Source organism: Thermus parvatiensis (assembly GCF_001535545.1).
GTDB classification, from domain to species: Bacteria; Deinococcota; Deinococci; order Deinococcales; family Thermaceae; genus Thermus; species Thermus parvatiensis.
In genome coordinates this window covers 1,042,706-1,057,213 of the sequence record NZ_CP014141.1, presented here as the reverse complement: position 1 = coordinate 1,057,213, position 14,508 = coordinate 1,042,706, and the positions used below count along the sequence as shown (strand labels likewise).

The window sequence follows — 14,508 nt, the reverse complement described above, 5'->3', positions numbered from 1 at the left end:
GCACAGCCACCACCCAGAGCTCCCCACCCAAAACCCCCTTCCCCGTCCGTGGAAAACGGGCGGGGAAGGGGAAAAGCCTAAAGGCCGCCTCCTCCAAGGGTACCCCTAGGCCATTACCGGCCCAGGGTGGGGATCCTTTAAGCAGGCTCGCCTTCCCCCTTGCGGGCCACCAGGGTGAGAACGGTGTAGGTGGCGACCGGCTTCCTTTCCTGGTTCACCACCTCCACGGCCCACTCCACCACCCCCGTCTTCGCGTCCCGGGGGCGCTTGCGCTTCACCGTGAGGCGGGCTTGGAGGGTGTCCCCGGCCCCCACGGGCTCCAGAAAGCGCAGGCCCTCGAGGCCGTAGTTGGCCAGCACGGGCCCCGGGGCCGGGTCCACGAAAAGCCCCGCCGCCGCTGAGAGGACGAAGTAGCCATGGGCCACCCGTCGGCCGAAGAGGCTTTCCTTGGCGGCGATCTCGTCGGTGTGGGCGTAGAAATGGTCCCAGGAGAGGTGGGCGAAAAGGGCGATGTCCGCCTCCGTGACCGTGCGGCGGTGGGTCCAGAGGGTTTCCCCCACCTCCAGCTCCTCGTAGGTCTTGCGGAAGGGGTGCACCCTGGCCGGGTGCTCCGCCCCCTTGGCGTACTCCCCGGTGAGGGCCTGAAGGGTCTGGGGGTCGGCCTGGAGGGCCAGGCGGGCCAGGTGCCGCCGCACGGCCAGCATGCCCCCAAGCTCCTCTCCCCCTCCCGCCCGCCCCGGCCCCCCGTGGAGGAGGCGGGGCAGGGGGAGCCGTGGCCGGTGGAGGCGTGGGCGTTGCGCCGGTTGAGGACGTGGAGCCGGCCCACCTCCCCCGCCAGGCCCTGCAGGTAGAAGCGGGCCTCCTGGGGGTCAGGGGTGGCCAGGGTGGCCACCAGCATCCCCCGCCCAAGCGCAGGAGGCGCAGGGCCTCCTCGGGGGTGCGGTAGGGGAAGAAGGTGGCCACGGGGCCGAAGGCCTCCACCTGGTGGAGGGCAGGGGGGCCGGGGTCCTCCGCCAGGAGGAGGGTGGGGGGGAAGAAGGCCCCCTCCGCGGGGCCGGGGTGGCGCCAGTGGACCCGGGCTCCCCCCTGGACGAGGGTCGCCACCGCCCGCTCCACCTCCTCCTTTTGGGCCGAGGAGGCCAGGGGACCCAGGTCCACCCCCTCCGCCCGGGGGTCCCCGAGGCGCAGGGGCTCCAGCCGCGCCCGCACCGCCTCCAGAAGGGGCAAAAGGCGGTCTTCGGGGGCAAAGACCCGGCGGATGGCGGTGCACCGCTGCCCGGTTTTGATGGTGAGCTCCTGGGCGATCTCCTGGGCGAGCCTTTCCAGCTCCTCCTCCCCCGCCTCGAGGCCCAGGAGGGCGGCGTTTAAGGAGTCCGTCTCCCCGTTGAAGAGGGCGCCCCCTTCCAGGAAGGCGGGGTGGCGCCTCAAGCGGTCCGCCGTGGCCTTGGAGCCCGTAAAGTACACGCTGTCCCGGTGGTCCAGGGCGTCAAAAAGGTCTCCCACGCCCCCCACGAGGAGCTGGAGGCTTCCTTCGGGGAGAAGGCCCGACTCCAGCATCATCCGCACCAAGGCCTCGGCCACGTGGGCCGTGGGGGTGGCGGGCTTCGCCAGGGTGGGCACCCCTGCGAGGAAGGCGGGGGCGAACTTTTCCAAAAGCCCCAGACGGGGAAGTTAAAGGCGTTGATCTGGACGGTGATCCCCCCCTTGGGGGCGAGGACATGCCTCCCCTGGAAGGAGAGGTCCTTGGAGAGGGGAAGGAAGTCGTCCTCGGGGAGGAGGTTGCCTTCGGGGAGGTGGCGGGCGAGGGAGCTATAGGTGTAGAGGACCCCGATCCCCCGTCCACGTCGTACCAGGCGTCCCGCCTCGTCCCCCCCGTGGTGGCGTAGAGGCGGTAGAGCGCCTCCTTCCTTTCGGAAAGGTGCTGGGCCAGGGCCCTAAGCCTTCTTCCCCGTTCCTGGAAGCCCAGGGCCAGAAGGGCCTTCCCGCCCACCTCCCGGCCCCAGGCCACGGCCTCCTTCACGGGGAGGCCTTCCGCCGTCACCCGGGCGAGGACCTCCCCCGTGCTCGCGTCCCGCACCGGAACGCCCTCGCCCCGGCCTTCCCGCCACTCGCCCATGAGGTAGCTTTGGAGCTTCATCGCGCGTCCTTTCCCTAGACGGTCTTGAAGGCCTCAAAGACCTCGCCGCAAGTCTGGCACTGGTAAAGCATCTTGCAAAGGGTGGCCCCGAAGGCGTTCTTCAAGGCCACCTCCCGGCTTCCGCACCGGGGGCAGGGAGGGTCTTCCCCGGCCATGGGGAGAGGGAGGGGCGGGGCGATGCCGTAGCGAAGAAGCTTCTCCCTGGCCTCCTCCGTCATGGCCTCGGTGGACCAGGGGGTGCGGGCCTCCTCCACCTCCACCTCCTCGGCCCCGGCTTCCTTCAGGGCCTTTACGATCTCCTCCCGAATGAGCCTTAGGGCGGGGCAGCCCGAGAAGGTGGGGCGGAAGCGCACCTTGACCCTTTTCCCCTCGGCCTCCACCCCCAGGACCATCCCCATCTCCACGATGTTGAGGACGGGGATCTCCGGGTCCTTCACCCCCTTTAGGGCCTCCCAGTACCGCGCTACCACACTTTCGCCTCCCGGTCCCACCGGGCCACGGACTGCATCTCGGCAAGCAGGGACCATAGGTACTCCGTGTGCTCCTTGCGGCTTTTGGGCACGTACCCCCCTTCCGGCACCTTAAGCCCCGAGCGCTCCAGGTGGCGGGTGGCCTCCTCCAGGTAGGGTGCCTCCAGGGCCTTTAGGTCCGGCACGTACCCCGCCGCCCAAAGCTCCTCCTCCCCCGGCAAGGGCACGAAAAGCTGCTTGGCGTAGGGGAAGAGCATCTCCAGGGCCTTCTGGGCCCGGGCGTGGCTCTCCTCCGTGCCCAGGCCCAGGCGCTCCACCCAGAGGGCGGAGTGCTTCAGGTGGAAGCGCTCCTCCTTGAGGATCCTTTCCGCCGCCTCCGCAAGGGGGGGTAGGCGCTCCTTCGCGCCTCCTCCAGCCAGAGGTTCTCGTAGAGGTCAAAGAGGTACTGCCGGACCATGGTGAAGGCCCAGTCCCCCTTGGGGAGCTCCACCAAGACGGCGTTTTGATACTCCAGGGGGTCGCGGAAGAAGACGAGCGCGTCGGGGTCGGAACCGTCCAGCTCCCGCCTCAGCTTAAGGTAGAGCTTGGCGTGGCCCAGCTCGTCCTGGGCCAGGTTGGCAACGGCGATGTCCTCCTCGAGGATGGGGGCGTGGGCCACCCACTCGGAAAGGCGCTGGGCGAGGACCACCTCGTCGTCGGCTAAGGCGGTGAGCTTCTCCACCAGGAGCTTCTCAAGCATGGCGCTCCTCCTTGGCGGTGATGAGGCCGTAGTAGCTTTGCAGGCGGTAGGTCTTGTCCTTAGCCGGGGCGAACCAGCTCTCGATCACCTCCTCCTTGGGCTCGGTCCCCACGACCACCCTTTCGGGAACCGCCCAAAAGGCGACCCCCGGGGTCTGGAGGAGGGCCTCGAGGACCGCCCCTTGGGGCCCCTTGGCGAGGAAGCGGCCCACCAGGTCCCCGTAAACCATGCTCCGGCGATGGCTTCTTTTGGCGAAGACCCAGTAGGGCTCTTCCTGGCCCTCCTCCTCCGCCTTGAGGTCCTTAAACCCTTCCTGGCTCACGTGGAAGAAGGCCTCGGCGGGGGCCACGAAGAGGGCGTAGGCGGAGGGCCTGCGCACGAAGACATGCCGGGCTACAAGGAGGGCGTGCTCGGGATCGGTGGCGTGGACCGAGCCCACCATCTGGGGCACGCTTTTTTCCGTGTCCTGCTTGATGACCTCGTACCTAGGCCACTCGGTTCCCCACATGCCGCCTCCTTAGTCCGCCGCCTGGGCGAGCTTCCTCCTGGCGTACGCCTCCATGGCCTCCCGCACCCAGCGCCCCTCCTCGTGGGCTCGCCTCCGGGCCATGAGCCGGTGCCGGTTCATGGGGCCTTCCCCGTTGATCACCTTCCAGAAGTCGTCCCAGGGGATCGGCCCGTGGATCCAGTTGCCCGTCTTCTCGTCGTAGCGGAGGTCGGGGTCGGGGATGGTGAGCCCAGCGTCCAAGAGTTCGGGGACGTGTTCGTTCAGGAACTCCTGGCGCACCTGGTCGTTGGTCTTGGTCTTGATGCCCCACCGCAGAAGGAGGGGGGTATGGGGGGAGTCGGTGTCGTGGGGCCCGGCCATCATCAAGGTGGGCCACCACCAGCGGTTCAGGGCATCCTGGACCATCTGGCGCTGCTTTTTGGAACCCCGGGCGTAGAGGAGGACCGCTTCCTTCCCCTGCTTGTGGTGGAAGGTCTCCTCGGCGCAGATGCGCACCATGGCCCGGGAATAGGGCCCGTAGGAGCACTGGGCCAGCATGGTCTGGTTCTTGATGGCCATCCCGTCCACCAGCCAGCCGATGATGCCCACGTCCGCCCAGGTGAGGGTGGGGTAGTTGAAGATGTTGGAGTACTTGGCCTTCCCCGAAAGGAGGGCCTCCACCATCTCCTCCCGGGTGATGCCAAGGGTCTCGGCGGCGTGGTAGAGGTACTGGCCGTGCCCGGCCTCGTCCTGGACCTTGGCGAGGAGGATAAGCTTCCGCCTCAGGGAGGGCGCCCGGGTGATCCAGGCCCCCTCGGGGAGCATGCCCACCCACTCGCTGTGGGCGTGCTGGGAGATCATGCGGATAAGCTGCCTCCGGTACTCGGCCGGCATCCAGTCCCCGGGCTCGATCTTCTCCCCCCGGGCGATCCTTTCCTCAAACTCCGCAAGCCTTTCCTGGTAGTCGGGGTCCTCGGGGTAGCCGATCCTAAGCTTCACCATCCTCGCCTCCTTCCCGCACGCCAAGGGCCCTTAGGACCAGCTTGGCGTACTGTTCCGAAAGTTCTTCCAGAGAAAGGGGGCCGTCGGGCCGGTACCACTGGTAGGTCCAGTTGAGGGCGGAAAGCACAAAGAGGGTGGCGAGGCGGGGGTTTTCCACCTGGAACACGCCCTTTTCCACCCCCTCCCGGATCACCTCTTGCACCCCCTCCTCGTAGCGGCGCCTCAGGGCCTTGGCCTCCTCGAGGAGGGGAGGGGAGAGGTGCTTCCACTCGTGGAAGAAGACCGTGGCCCGGGGAAGCTCCTCGGCGATGACCCGAAGGTGCCCCTTGACCAGGGCCTTCATCCGGGTCACGGGGTCTCCCGAAGGGAGCTCCTCCAAGACCTTCTGGAACCGCTCCGCCGCCTGGCGCACCACCTCCAGGAGGAGCTCCTCCTTGGACTGGATGTGGGCGTAGAGGCTTCCCCCTTGGAGGTTCAGGTGGCGGGCGAGCTCCCGCATGCTGGTGGCGTGGTAACCCCTCTGGCTGAAGAGGTGCCCGGCGATGGTGAGGATCTGGCTCCGGCGGTCCATGGCTAACGATCGTTTGTTAGGTTAGCACAACCCGGGCGAAGGGACAAGTGTCCCCACCACCCTGCCGGGCCCCGGCGCCGGTTTGGGCCAGCGTGGAGCGGTGTTTTTCAGAGTTCGGGGAGCCTCGAGGCCGCCTCTTTGAGGCGCTCCCTGGAGGCGTGGAGGTAGATCTGGGTGGTGGCGATGGACTCGTGGCCCAGGAGGTCCTTCACGGCGTCCAGCTCCACGCCCGCTTCCACGAGGAGCGTGGCGTAGGCGTGGCGGAGCTTGTGGGGGGTGAAGCGCCTGGGGTCCAGGCCCGCCCTTAGGGCGGCCTCCCGGAACTTGGCCTCCACCCAGCGGGCCGAGGGGGTGCGGCCTTTGCGTTTTCCCCCCTCAAAAGTGAATATGTTCACATTTCCGCGGGGCGACCCCAGCTCCAAAAGCACCGCCTGGGCGGTTTTAGAAAGGGGCACGAGCCTTTCCTTGTTGCCTTTGCCTACTACCCGAACCGCCACGGGGTGGTTGCCCTCCAGAACCAGGTTTTTTCCCTGAAGGGCCAGGGCCTCGGAGATCCTGAGCCCGGTGCCGTAGAGGAAGCGGGCCAAGGCGGTGAGGAGCCGGGCCTCCTTTTCTTCTTCCAGGGCCTTGAGAAAGCGCCGCAGCTCCTCGGGGTTCGGGTAAAAGGGGAGCCTCCTTCCCGCCTTGGGCCGGCCGATCCCCTCGGTGGGGTCCTCCTTGGCCTCGCCCTTCACCTCCTTGAGGTAGCGGTAGTAGCTCCTTAGAGCGGCCAAAAACCCCTGGACCCTGCGGGGGGCCCAGCGCTCCCTGAGGAGGAGGGCCCGCACCGCCTCGGGGCCCGGGGGGAGGGATTCGGCCTCGAGGAAGCGGAACCAGAAGGCGAGGTCCTGGAGGTAGCGGCGCACCCCTCGGGGCGAGTACCCCCGCTCCAGAAGGAGGTATTCGGCGTAAGGGGCGAGGGGCGCGAGGGCCTTATCGGGCCTTCTAAGGCCGATGGTTTTCCAAATAAAGGGGATGGTGGCGCCTTCCGGCATGGGGGCATTATACATGCGCGAAATGTACCTTTCGCGAAGGTAGGGGGGACGGAGGGGAATCCGCCCTCAGGCAAGGGCTTTCCCCGTCTTCGGGTTGAAGAGGCTCCACCACCAGGACGCGGGCGCGGAAAGCCCCCTCCGTCTTCTCCTTGGCCACGCGGAGGTCCTCGGGCCGGACGCCCACGAGGACCTCCCCTTCCTGGGGGCTGGGCACGCTGAAGCCCTCGAGGACCACCCGCCCCCCCTCGGCCCTGGCCCGGAGGAAGTTCATGGGGGGGTTGCCGATGAACCCGCCCACGAAGGTGTCCGCCGGGGCGTGGTAGATCTCCGTGGGCGTGCCGAGCTGGACGATCTCCCCCTGGCGCATCACGGCGATGCGGTCGGCCAGGCTCATGGCCTCCACCTGGTCGTGGGTCACGTAGAGGGTGGTGGTCCGGGTCTCCTTGAGAAGGCGCTTGAGCTCGGCCCGCATCTCCAGGCGCAGGAGGGCGTCCAGGTTGGAGAGGGGCTCGTCCATGAGGAGGACCTCCGGCTCCACCGCCAAAGCCCGCGCCACCGCCACCCGTTGGCGCTGCCCGCCGGAAAGCTGGGCGGGGTACCGGTCCAGAAGCTCCTCAATGTGGAGGAGGGCCGCCACCTCGCCCACCTTCCTCCGGATCTCCTCCTCGGGGCGCCGCTTCATCCGCAGGCCGAAGGCCACGTTCTCGTAAACGGTGAGGTGGGGGAAGATGGCGTAGTTCTGGAAGACCATGGCGATCCCCCTAAGCCTCGGGGGCAGGTGGGTGACGCGGCGCTCCCCGATGTAGACCTCCCCGGAGGTGGGGGCCTCGAGGCCCGCCACGATGCGGAGGAGGGTGGTCTTCCCGCACCCCGAGGGCCCGAGGAGGACGAGGAACTCCTGGTCCCGGACCTCGAGGTCCACCCCCTTCAAGGCCTCCACCTTGCCGAAGCGCTTGCTGACCTTTTCCACGCGGATCCCGGCCATGATGCCCTCCTAGCGGCTCGCGATGCCCCAGAGGGTGAAGAGGTAGCGCCGCACGGCGAAGATGAAGACCAAGGCGGGCACCACCAGGAAGAACCCTCCGGCGAACTTAAAGGGCAGGGGCGACTCGTCCAAGAGGGAGAGGAGGAAGGCCGTGAGCGTCTTGTTCTGCAGGGTGAGGACGCTTGCGGCGAAGACCTCGTTCCAGGAGGTGATGAAGGCGAAGATGGCGGTGGCGGCGAGGCCCGGCAGGGCGAGGGGCAGGACCACCTTGAGGAAGGCCTGGCTCCGGGTGCACCCCAAGGTCCAAGCGGCCTCCTCAAGCTCCTTTGGGATGGAGAGAAAGAGGCTTGCGCTCACCATCACCGAGAAGGGCAGGGTGAGGGCGGTGTGCACCAGGGCCACCCCCAAGGGGGTGTCGTAAAGCCCCACCCGCAGGAAGAGGACGGCGAGGGGCAGGACCAGGACCACGATGGGGAAGGCCCGGGTGAGGATGAGAAAGACCCGGAACAGGTCCCGCCCAAAAAAGGGGTAGCGGGCGAGGGCGTACCCCGCGGGCGCCCCCAGGAGGAGGGGGAGGGTCACCTTCCGGAACCGGACCCAGGGCGTGGCCCCGAAGACCTCGGCCGCCTCGTGCAGCTCCCTGGGGATGAGCTGGAGGCCCGCCACCAGGATGACGAGGACCAAGGGCGTGGCCCGCCAGACCTCCGCCGCCACCACGGCGAGGAAGAGGGCCGTGGGGTGCTCGTAGGTGAGCCAGCCCACGGGCTCCTCTAGGACCCCGAGGGCGTGGAGGAGGGTGTTGAGGTAGCCCCGCTCGGTGAAGATGGAAAGCCACACGATCCCCGCCGCCAGGTCCGAGATCCCGAGGGGCACGGTCCAGAAGGAGAGGAAGAGGTCGCGCCCGCGCCCGAGGCGTTCCAGCAGGAGCCCCATGGCCAGGGCCAGCGCAAGCTGGAGGGGGACCACGATGGCGGTGAGGAGGAGGGTGTTCCGCAGGGTGTCCCCAAAGTAGAGGTCCTGGGCCATCCTGCGGAAATTGCCCAAGCCCACCCCCTCCCCTTCCCGGAAGGCGAGGACCAGGGCGCTGAGGAAGGGCCAGCCGAAGAAGACCAGGAGGAAGAGGACGGAGGGAAGGATCAGAAGGTAGGGAAGGTACCGGTCCTTCATCGCGTCCAGAAGAGGGCCAAGGCGGCGCTCCAGGAGAAGCCCTCACCCCCCCTCCCCTGCCCCGTCAGGGGGTCGTAGTACTCCCGGAAGCCCTCCCGCTCCATGAGGGCGAGGGCGTCCGCCTTGAGCCTTTCCGCCAGGGCGGCGAAACCGTAGTCCCTAAACCCCTCGGCCACCATCCAGTTGACGTTGATCCACACCGGGCCCCGCCAGTACCGCCTGGGTTCAAAGAAGGGGCTCGTGGGGTCCACGCTGGGGAGGAGGTAGCGCGCCTTCTCCCCCCAGCGCTCCGCCTCCTGGGCGAGGAGGCTTGCCCGCCCCTGGTGGGGCGTTCCGGCGAAGAGGGGCAGGAAGCCCGCCGAGGTCTTCACCGCGATGGGCTCCCCGGCCACGAGGTCCCAGGAGAAGTAAAACCCCGCCTCCCGGTCCCAGAGGGCCTCGAGGCCCACCTCCCCCCGCACGATCCACTCCTCAATCTCGTAAGGATCCTCCTGAAGGAGGACGGCGAGGGCGTAGAGGTCCCGGTTGGCCCGCTGGAGGATGGCGTTGAACCCCACGTCCACCACCTTGAAGGGGGACTGGCGGTAGATCTCCCGGGGGTCGTACTCCAGGCGGCGGAAGAGGTAGAGGAGGGAAAGGTAGCGGTCGTAGTCCTCCTTCCTGGGCCGCTCCTCGGGGTTCACGTGCTTCACGTCCCGCCGCTCGTAGGGGGGGAGGTTCTCCACGGGCACCCGGCTCAGGGGCTTGTCCCAGGCAGGGCTGTTGTCCATGCCCGACTCCCAGGGGTGGACGATGACCACGAGGCCGGTGCGGTAGGGGTCGCGGGCGTGGTAGAGCCAGCGGTGGAAGGCGAGGAGCTTGGGAAAGAGGTACCGGGCCCGCTCCCGGGCCCGGGCCCGGTCCGGGTCCTTCTCGTAGAGGTAGCGGACCACCGTGGCCACCACCGGGGGCTGGGTGATGCCGGAGGTGGCGGGCTGGGCCCGGGCCTCCCGGCCCCAGACGTCGGGGCCGGGGAAGTAGTCCCGGCTCTGCTCGTGGAAGACGATGTGGGGGAGCATCCCGTCCGGGCCCTGGCCGTAGTCAAAGAGGCAGAGGAGCTCCTGCCAGGCCCGCTCCCAGTCCACCTGGGTCCACCCCAAGGCGATGAAGGCCGAGTCCCAAAGCCACTGGTAAGGGTAAAGCCCGTGCGCGGGGACGGTGAAGGCCCCCCGGCTGTTGCGCTGGAGGACCTCCACCGCCTTCATCCTCAAAGGCGCCACGGGCTCAATCTATCACTCCACGGGGCAGGCGCCCGTGCTCGGGGCGTCGGGCGGCCAGCAGGGGGCGCCCGTCTCCTTTCTTTGCGGAAGAGCATACCCCCCTTTCCCGCCTCCCGTCAAGGTTTTTTGAAACCCCCTCCACGGGAAAGCGAAGAAGCGGGCCCCGGGAGCCTCCCGGGGCCGCCCCTAGCGGCCTTTAACTGAACTCCCGCTCCAAAGCCTTCAGCCGTTCGGCGATCCCCGTGTACTCCAGCTCCTCCATGGGAAGCATGGCGGGGCCGTAGAAGCCCTGGCGGCGCATCTCCTGGGCCTTCTCCACCACCTTGGCCCGCACCGCCTCCCACACGGGGTCGGCGAAGAGGTCCACGGGCTCGGAAAGCCGCCCCTCCCGCAAGGAGAAGGCCAGGCCGCACACCATGGGCACGCAGAAGAAGGTGGAGGCCGGGGTGTTGGCCCGCACGGGCATCAGGGGCATGTGGTGGCTTCCCCGGGTGTCCCCCGCCACGTAGGGGGCGAGGGCGAAGACGGGGCCGAACTCCTCCGTGGCGGGGAAGATCTTCTGGGTGCGGACGATGGCCACGGGATCGTCCTTGCCCACGTAGCGCCCGGCGATGTTCCTCAGGCGCGTGGTGCTCACCACGGCGGCCTGCTCCCCGTGCTTCCGGGACCAGATGGACTCTATGGCGAAGCGGTGGGAGTCGCGAAGGAGGGTGGCGATGTCGTAGAGGCGCTCGGGGGCGTCCAGCTCAATGTAGCTGTCCCGCTCCGTCTGGGCCAGGTCCATGATGCGGAAGCGGAAGCCGGGCCTAAGCTCCGGGGAAAGGAGGAGGCCCGAGGAGTACATGGGGTCGGCGAAGGCCAGGTAGAGGGGGAGGTTGAAGGCCCCGGGCTCGGTCTTGTCGGCGGCGAGGACCATGAAGGGCTCCGCGGGGCGCTCGGTGAACTCCATCTCCGCCACCTGGGGCCCAAGGCCGTGGAGGTTCCCCGTGAAGGCGTCCTTAAGGAGGTCCTGGCCCGCCCCGTAGAGGCCTTCGGCCTTGGCCACCTCGGTGCCCTCACGGAAGGCCTTCCAGGCCAGGGCGTGCACCTCCTGGTTCCGCACCCCCCGGGTGTGGGATAGGAGGAGGACGATGTCATCGCCGATGTGGAAGACGTAGGCGTCCAGGAGGAGGCGGCCCACCTCCTCCCGGACCACCTCCTCCACCTTGGCGAGGACCTTGCGGCTGGGCAGGGTGTGCCCGCCCACCGAGCCGATGTCCGCCTTGAGCACGCTCAAGGTGACCTTCATAGCCTCACCTCCTTCGTTTCCATGTTTCCACACCCGGGGCCCCGGCGCAAGGGCGCCCCCCTTTCGCTTTACCGGGCAAAGCGCTTACCCCATGTGGTACCATGGGGGTATGGCCGAGGCCTTCTGCCCCGTCTACGCGGCCCTGAACCTCCTCCAGGAGAAGTGGACCCTGCACATCATCCGGGCCCTCCTGGAGGGGCCCAAGGGGTTCAACGAGCTTTCCCGGGCCGTGGGGGGCGTGAACCCCGCCACCCTCTCCCAGCGCCTGGACCAGCTGGTCCGCCTGGGGGTGGTGGAGAAGCGGGTGGAGTCCTACATGCCGCCCCGCACCCGCTACAGCCTCACCCCGGCGGGCGAAGAGCTGGAGGAGGTGGTCCAGGCCATAGAGCGCTGGGCCAGGCGGCACCTCAAGGCCCCGGACCCGGCCCGGTAGGCTACTCGGAAAACTCCCCGGCGAGGTACTGCAGGTAGGCCGGGAGGCCCATGCGGCTGAGGAGCTCCCGCTGCGTCTCCAGCCAGTCCACGTGGGCCTCCTCGTCCTTAAGGATCTCCGCGATCATCTCCCGGGTGCCGTTGTCCCCGAGGCGTTGGGCCAGGTTCATGGTCTCGTTGTACCCTTTGACTGCCTGGACCTCCCCCTCGTAGTCCTTGAAGAGGATCTCCTCCACGTTTCTGCCGATCTTGGTCTCCCCAATGCGGCTCACCTCGGGGAAGCCCTCGAGGAAGAGGATGCGCTCCAATGTGCCGTTCGGCGTGGCGCATCTCGGTGATGGCGTGGGCCTTGAGGTGGCGGGCCAGGGCCTTGAGGCCCCAGTTCTCCGCCAGCTCGGCGTGCACCATGTACTGGAGGATGGCGGCGAGTTCCTCGGAAAGCCGTTCCTGCAAGCTCTGAATCACCTCGGGGTGCCCTTTCATATGGCCTCCTCCCCTACTCTACACCCACGGGAAGGAAACCGAGGCGCCACCCCTGGAAGAGGCTGTGCCTGGGGCGGTCTTCCAGGGGGAAGTCCTCCCGGAAGTGGGCGCCCCGGCTCTCCTCCCGGGCCAAGGCGGCCCGGGCGAGGAGGCGCATGAGGAGGAGGAGGCTTCCCGCCTCGAGCCGGTCTCTGCTGGCCTTTTCCACCTCCTCCAGGGGCACGGCCTCCGCCCGGCGGAGGAAGGCGAGGAGGGCCTCTTTCCGCCGCACCACCCCGAGGGCCTCCCCCGCTTCCTCCCTTAGGGACGCCACCGCCTCGGGTGGGGCGGCGAGGGCGGGGAGGGGGGTGGCGCTTGGGGGAAAGGCCAGGTCCTCCAGGGCCCTTAGGGCGGCCCGCCACCCCACCACCAGGCCCTCGAGGAGGCTGTTGGAGGCCAGGCGGTTCGCCCCGTGGAAGCCGGTGGAGGCCACCTCCCCCGCGGCGAAGAGCCCGGGGATCCCCGTGTGGCCGAAGGCGTCGGTCCTCACCCCGCCCATGGCGTAGTGGGCCGCCGGGGCCACGGGAAGGGGCGCCCTCAGGGGGTCTAGGCCCAAGGCCCGGGCCTGGGCCACCACCGTGGGGAAGCGCTCCTCCAGGTGGGGGATGGGCCGGAGGTCCAGGTAAACCCCGCCCGTGCCCTCCCTCTCCCGGAAGACGGCCCGGGCCACCACGTCCCGGGGGGCGAGCTCCGCCAGGGGGTCATAGCGGGGCATGAACCGCTCCCCTTGGGCGTTCAGGAGGAGGGCCCCCTCCCCCCGGCAGGCCTCGGAGACCAGGGCCCCGTTGGGAAGGGCCGTGGGGTGGAACTGGACGAACTCCAGGTCCCTAAGCACCGCCCCCGCCCGCCAGGCGAGGGCCATCCCGTCCCCCGTGGCCCCTTGGGGGTTCGTGGTCACGGGGAAGAGCCGGCCAAACCCTCCGGTGGCGAGGAGGACGGCCCCGGCCCGGACCTCCCAAAGCCCTTCCGGCCCCCAGAGGAGGGCCCCGGCCACCCGGTTCCCGGAGACGAGGAGGCTTAGGGCCTGGGCGGGAACCACGGGGGCGGAAAGCCGCTTGAGGAGCCCCTCCAGGAGGAGAAGCCCGCTCCGGTCCCCGCCCAGGTGGAAGACCCTCGCGCGGGAGTGCCCCCCTTCCCGGGTGGGCTCGGGGTGGAAGGGAAGACCGAAGGCGCGAAGCCTCTCCAGGTGGCGGGGGGCCTCCTCCAGGATGGAGCGGGCCACCCCTTCCTCCACGAGGCCCCGGCCGGCCACGAGGGTGTCCCGGAGGTGGGCCTCGAGGTCCTCCTCCCCCACGGGGAAGGCCACCCCCCCTTGGGCCCAGGGGGTGGAGCCCGCGGGGAGGGGGTCCTTGCTCACGAGGAGGACCCGGGCTCCCCTCTCCTCTGCGGCCAAGGCGGCGTAGACCCCCGCCACCCCGGCGCCCAGGACGAGGAGGTCTGTGCTACGGCGCTCCATCACCCCACGGCCACCATGGCCTCGAGGGCCCGGCGCGCCTTCCTCGCCACCTCCTCGGGCACCCGGACCACGTGGCGCATCTCCTTCAAGGAGAGGTAGACCTTCTCCAGGGTGATCCGCTTCATGTACTCGCACACGGCGTCGGGCTTCACCGGGAAGAAGGCTTTTTCCGGGGCCTCCTTCTTGAGGCGGTGGAGGATCCCCACCTCCGTGGCCACCACGAACTCCCGGGCCTCCGCCCCCTTGGCGTAGCGCACCATCCCCTCCGTGGAAAGCATCTTGGCGTCGGGCTTGAGGTAAAGGCACCCGCTGCCGCAGCCGCACTCCGGGTGGATGAGGAACTCCGCCCCCGGGTGGGCTTCCAGGAGGGCCTTCAGGTGCTCCTCCCGGATCCCTGCGTGCACGTGGCACTCCCCAGGGAAGAGGTCCAGCCTCCTCCCCGTGACCCGGGCCACGTGGGCTCCCAGGAACATGTCGGGGACGAAGTAGATGGGCCGGTCCTGGGGAAGCTGGGAGACCACCTCCACGGCGTTCGCGCTCGTCACGCAGACGTCCGCCAGGGCTTTGACCTCCGCCTTGGTGTTCACGTAGGCCACCACGATCCCGTCGGGGTGCTTTGCCTTCCAGGCCAGGACGTCCTCGGGCCGGATGCTGTCGGCGAGGGAGCAGCCGGCTTCCAGGTCGGGCAGAAGCACCGTCTTCTCGGGGTTCAAAATGGCGGCGGTCTCCGCCATAAAGTGGACGCCGCAGAAGACGATGACCTCGGCCCGCGTCCTTTGGGCCTCGCGGGCGAGGCCCAGGGAGTCCCCCACGAAGTCCGCCACCTCCTCCACCTCGGGGAGCTGGTAGGAGTGGGCCAGGATGACGGCGTTCCGCTCCCGCTTGAGCCTGAGAACCTCTTGCGCCAGGGCTTCCCCACGCATCCTACCCATTATGCAGGGCCTCCTGAGGTGGTGGAC

Annotated in this window: 12 protein-coding genes and 3 pseudogenes; 1 reads left to right on the top strand and 14 read right to left on the bottom strand. The window is 68.7% G+C overall.

What is annotated here, in order from left to right; all coding sequences use genetic code 11:
- Window positions 1–137 precede the first annotated feature (137 nt).
- The 11 genes and pseudogenes from paaZ to fbp all read right to left on the bottom strand — a co-directional run bounded on the left by paaZ (window position 138) and on the right by fbp (window position 11,139).
- A pseudogene (gene paaZ, locus AV541_RS05820) lies at window positions 138–2,137 on the bottom strand (phenylacetic acid degradation bifunctional protein PaaZ).
- A gap of 14 nt (window positions 2,138–2,151) precedes the next feature.
- Window positions 2,152–2,607 (bottom strand): 1,2-phenylacetyl-CoA epoxidase subunit PaaD, encoded by a 456-nt coding sequence (paaD, locus tag AV541_RS05815; protein ID WP_060384466.1) that lies wholly within the window; start codon window positions 2,605–2,607, stop codon window positions 2,152–2,154.
- Window positions 2,601–3,346, bottom strand: a pseudogene (gene paaC, locus AV541_RS05810) (1,2-phenylacetyl-CoA epoxidase subunit PaaC). The gene paaD and the pseudogene paaC overlap by 7 nt, the downstream one beginning before the upstream one ends.
- A complete protein-coding gene (locus AV541_RS05805) occupies window positions 3,339–3,854 on the bottom strand; it encodes a phenylacetic acid degradation protein (protein WP_060384465.1) in 516 nt (171 codons plus the stop codon). Before AV541_RS05805 ends, paaC begins: the two are co-directional and overlap by 8 nt.
- Before the next feature lie 9 nt (window positions 3,855–3,863).
- On the bottom strand, window positions 3,864–4,835 hold the full coding sequence (paaA, locus tag AV541_RS05800) for a 1,2-phenylacetyl-CoA epoxidase subunit PaaA (protein ID WP_060384464.1): 972 nt from the start codon (window positions 4,833–4,835) through the stop codon (window positions 3,864–3,866).
- Window positions 4,822–5,406 carry a TetR/AcrR family transcriptional regulator gene (locus tag AV541_RS05795; protein ID WP_014510310.1) on the bottom strand — a complete coding sequence of 195 codons (585 nt, stop codon included), beginning with the start codon at window positions 5,404–5,406 and terminating at the stop codon, window positions 4,822–4,824. Before AV541_RS05795 ends, paaA begins: the two co-directional genes overlap by 14 nt.
- 107 nt (window positions 5,407–5,513) lie before the next feature.
- Window positions 5,514–6,455 (bottom strand): tyrosine-type recombinase/integrase, encoded by a 942-nt coding sequence (locus tag AV541_RS05790; protein WP_060384463.1) that lies wholly within the window; start codon window positions 6,453–6,455, stop codon window positions 5,514–5,516.
- A complete protein-coding gene (locus AV541_RS05785; protein WP_244880470.1) occupies window positions 6,448–7,425 on the bottom strand; it encodes an ABC transporter ATP-binding protein in 978 nt (325 codons plus the stop codon). The genes AV541_RS05790 and AV541_RS05785 overlap by 8 nt, the downstream gene beginning before the upstream one ends.
- 9 nt (window positions 7,426–7,434) lie before the next feature.
- Window positions 7,435–8,592, bottom strand: coding sequence for an ABC transporter permease (locus tag AV541_RS05780; RefSeq protein ID WP_209440252.1), 1,158 nt, complete (start codon window positions 8,590–8,592; stop codon window positions 7,435–7,437).
- The gene (locus tag AV541_RS05775) at window positions 8,589–9,836 is read right to left on the bottom strand and encodes a mannosylglycerate hydrolase (protein WP_060384462.1); all 1,248 of its coding nucleotides are present in this window, start codon (window positions 9,834–9,836) and stop codon (window positions 8,589–8,591) included. Before AV541_RS05775 ends, AV541_RS05780 begins: the two co-directional genes overlap by 4 nt.
- Window positions 9,837–10,047: 211 nt before the next feature.
- A complete protein-coding gene (fbp, locus tag AV541_RS05770; RefSeq protein WP_011228346.1) occupies window positions 10,048–11,139 on the bottom strand; it encodes a fructose-1,6-bisphosphate aldolase/phosphatase in 1,092 nt (363 codons plus the stop codon).
- A 109-nt stretch (window positions 11,140–11,248) separates the two neighbouring features.
- On the opposite strand from fbp, the gene AV541_RS05765 reads away from it, so the two are divergent.
- Window positions 11,249–11,572 (top strand): winged helix-turn-helix transcriptional regulator, encoded by a 324-nt coding sequence (locus tag AV541_RS05765; protein WP_008632387.1) that lies wholly within the window; start codon window positions 11,249–11,251, stop codon window positions 11,570–11,572.
- 1 nt (window position 11,573) lies between these two features.
- Here AV541_RS05765 and bfr read toward each other — a convergent pair.
- The 3 genes and pseudogenes from bfr to nadA all read right to left on the bottom strand — a co-directional run bounded on the left by bfr (window position 11,574) and on the right by nadA (window position 14,472).
- Window positions 11,574–12,054, bottom strand: a pseudogene (gene bfr, locus AV541_RS13370) (bacterioferritin).
- A 13-nt stretch (window positions 12,055–12,067) separates the two neighbouring features.
- On the bottom strand, window positions 12,068–13,549 hold the full coding sequence (gene nadB / locus AV541_RS05755; RefSeq protein ID WP_060384833.1) for an L-aspartate oxidase: 1,482 nt from the start codon (window positions 13,547–13,549) through the stop codon (window positions 12,068–12,070).
- A complete protein-coding gene (nadA, locus tag AV541_RS05750; protein ID WP_060384832.1) occupies window positions 13,549–14,472 on the bottom strand; it encodes a quinolinate synthase NadA in 924 nt (307 codons plus the stop codon). The genes nadB and nadA overlap by 1 nt, the downstream gene beginning before the upstream one ends.
- Window positions 14,473–14,508 lie beyond the last annotated feature (36 nt).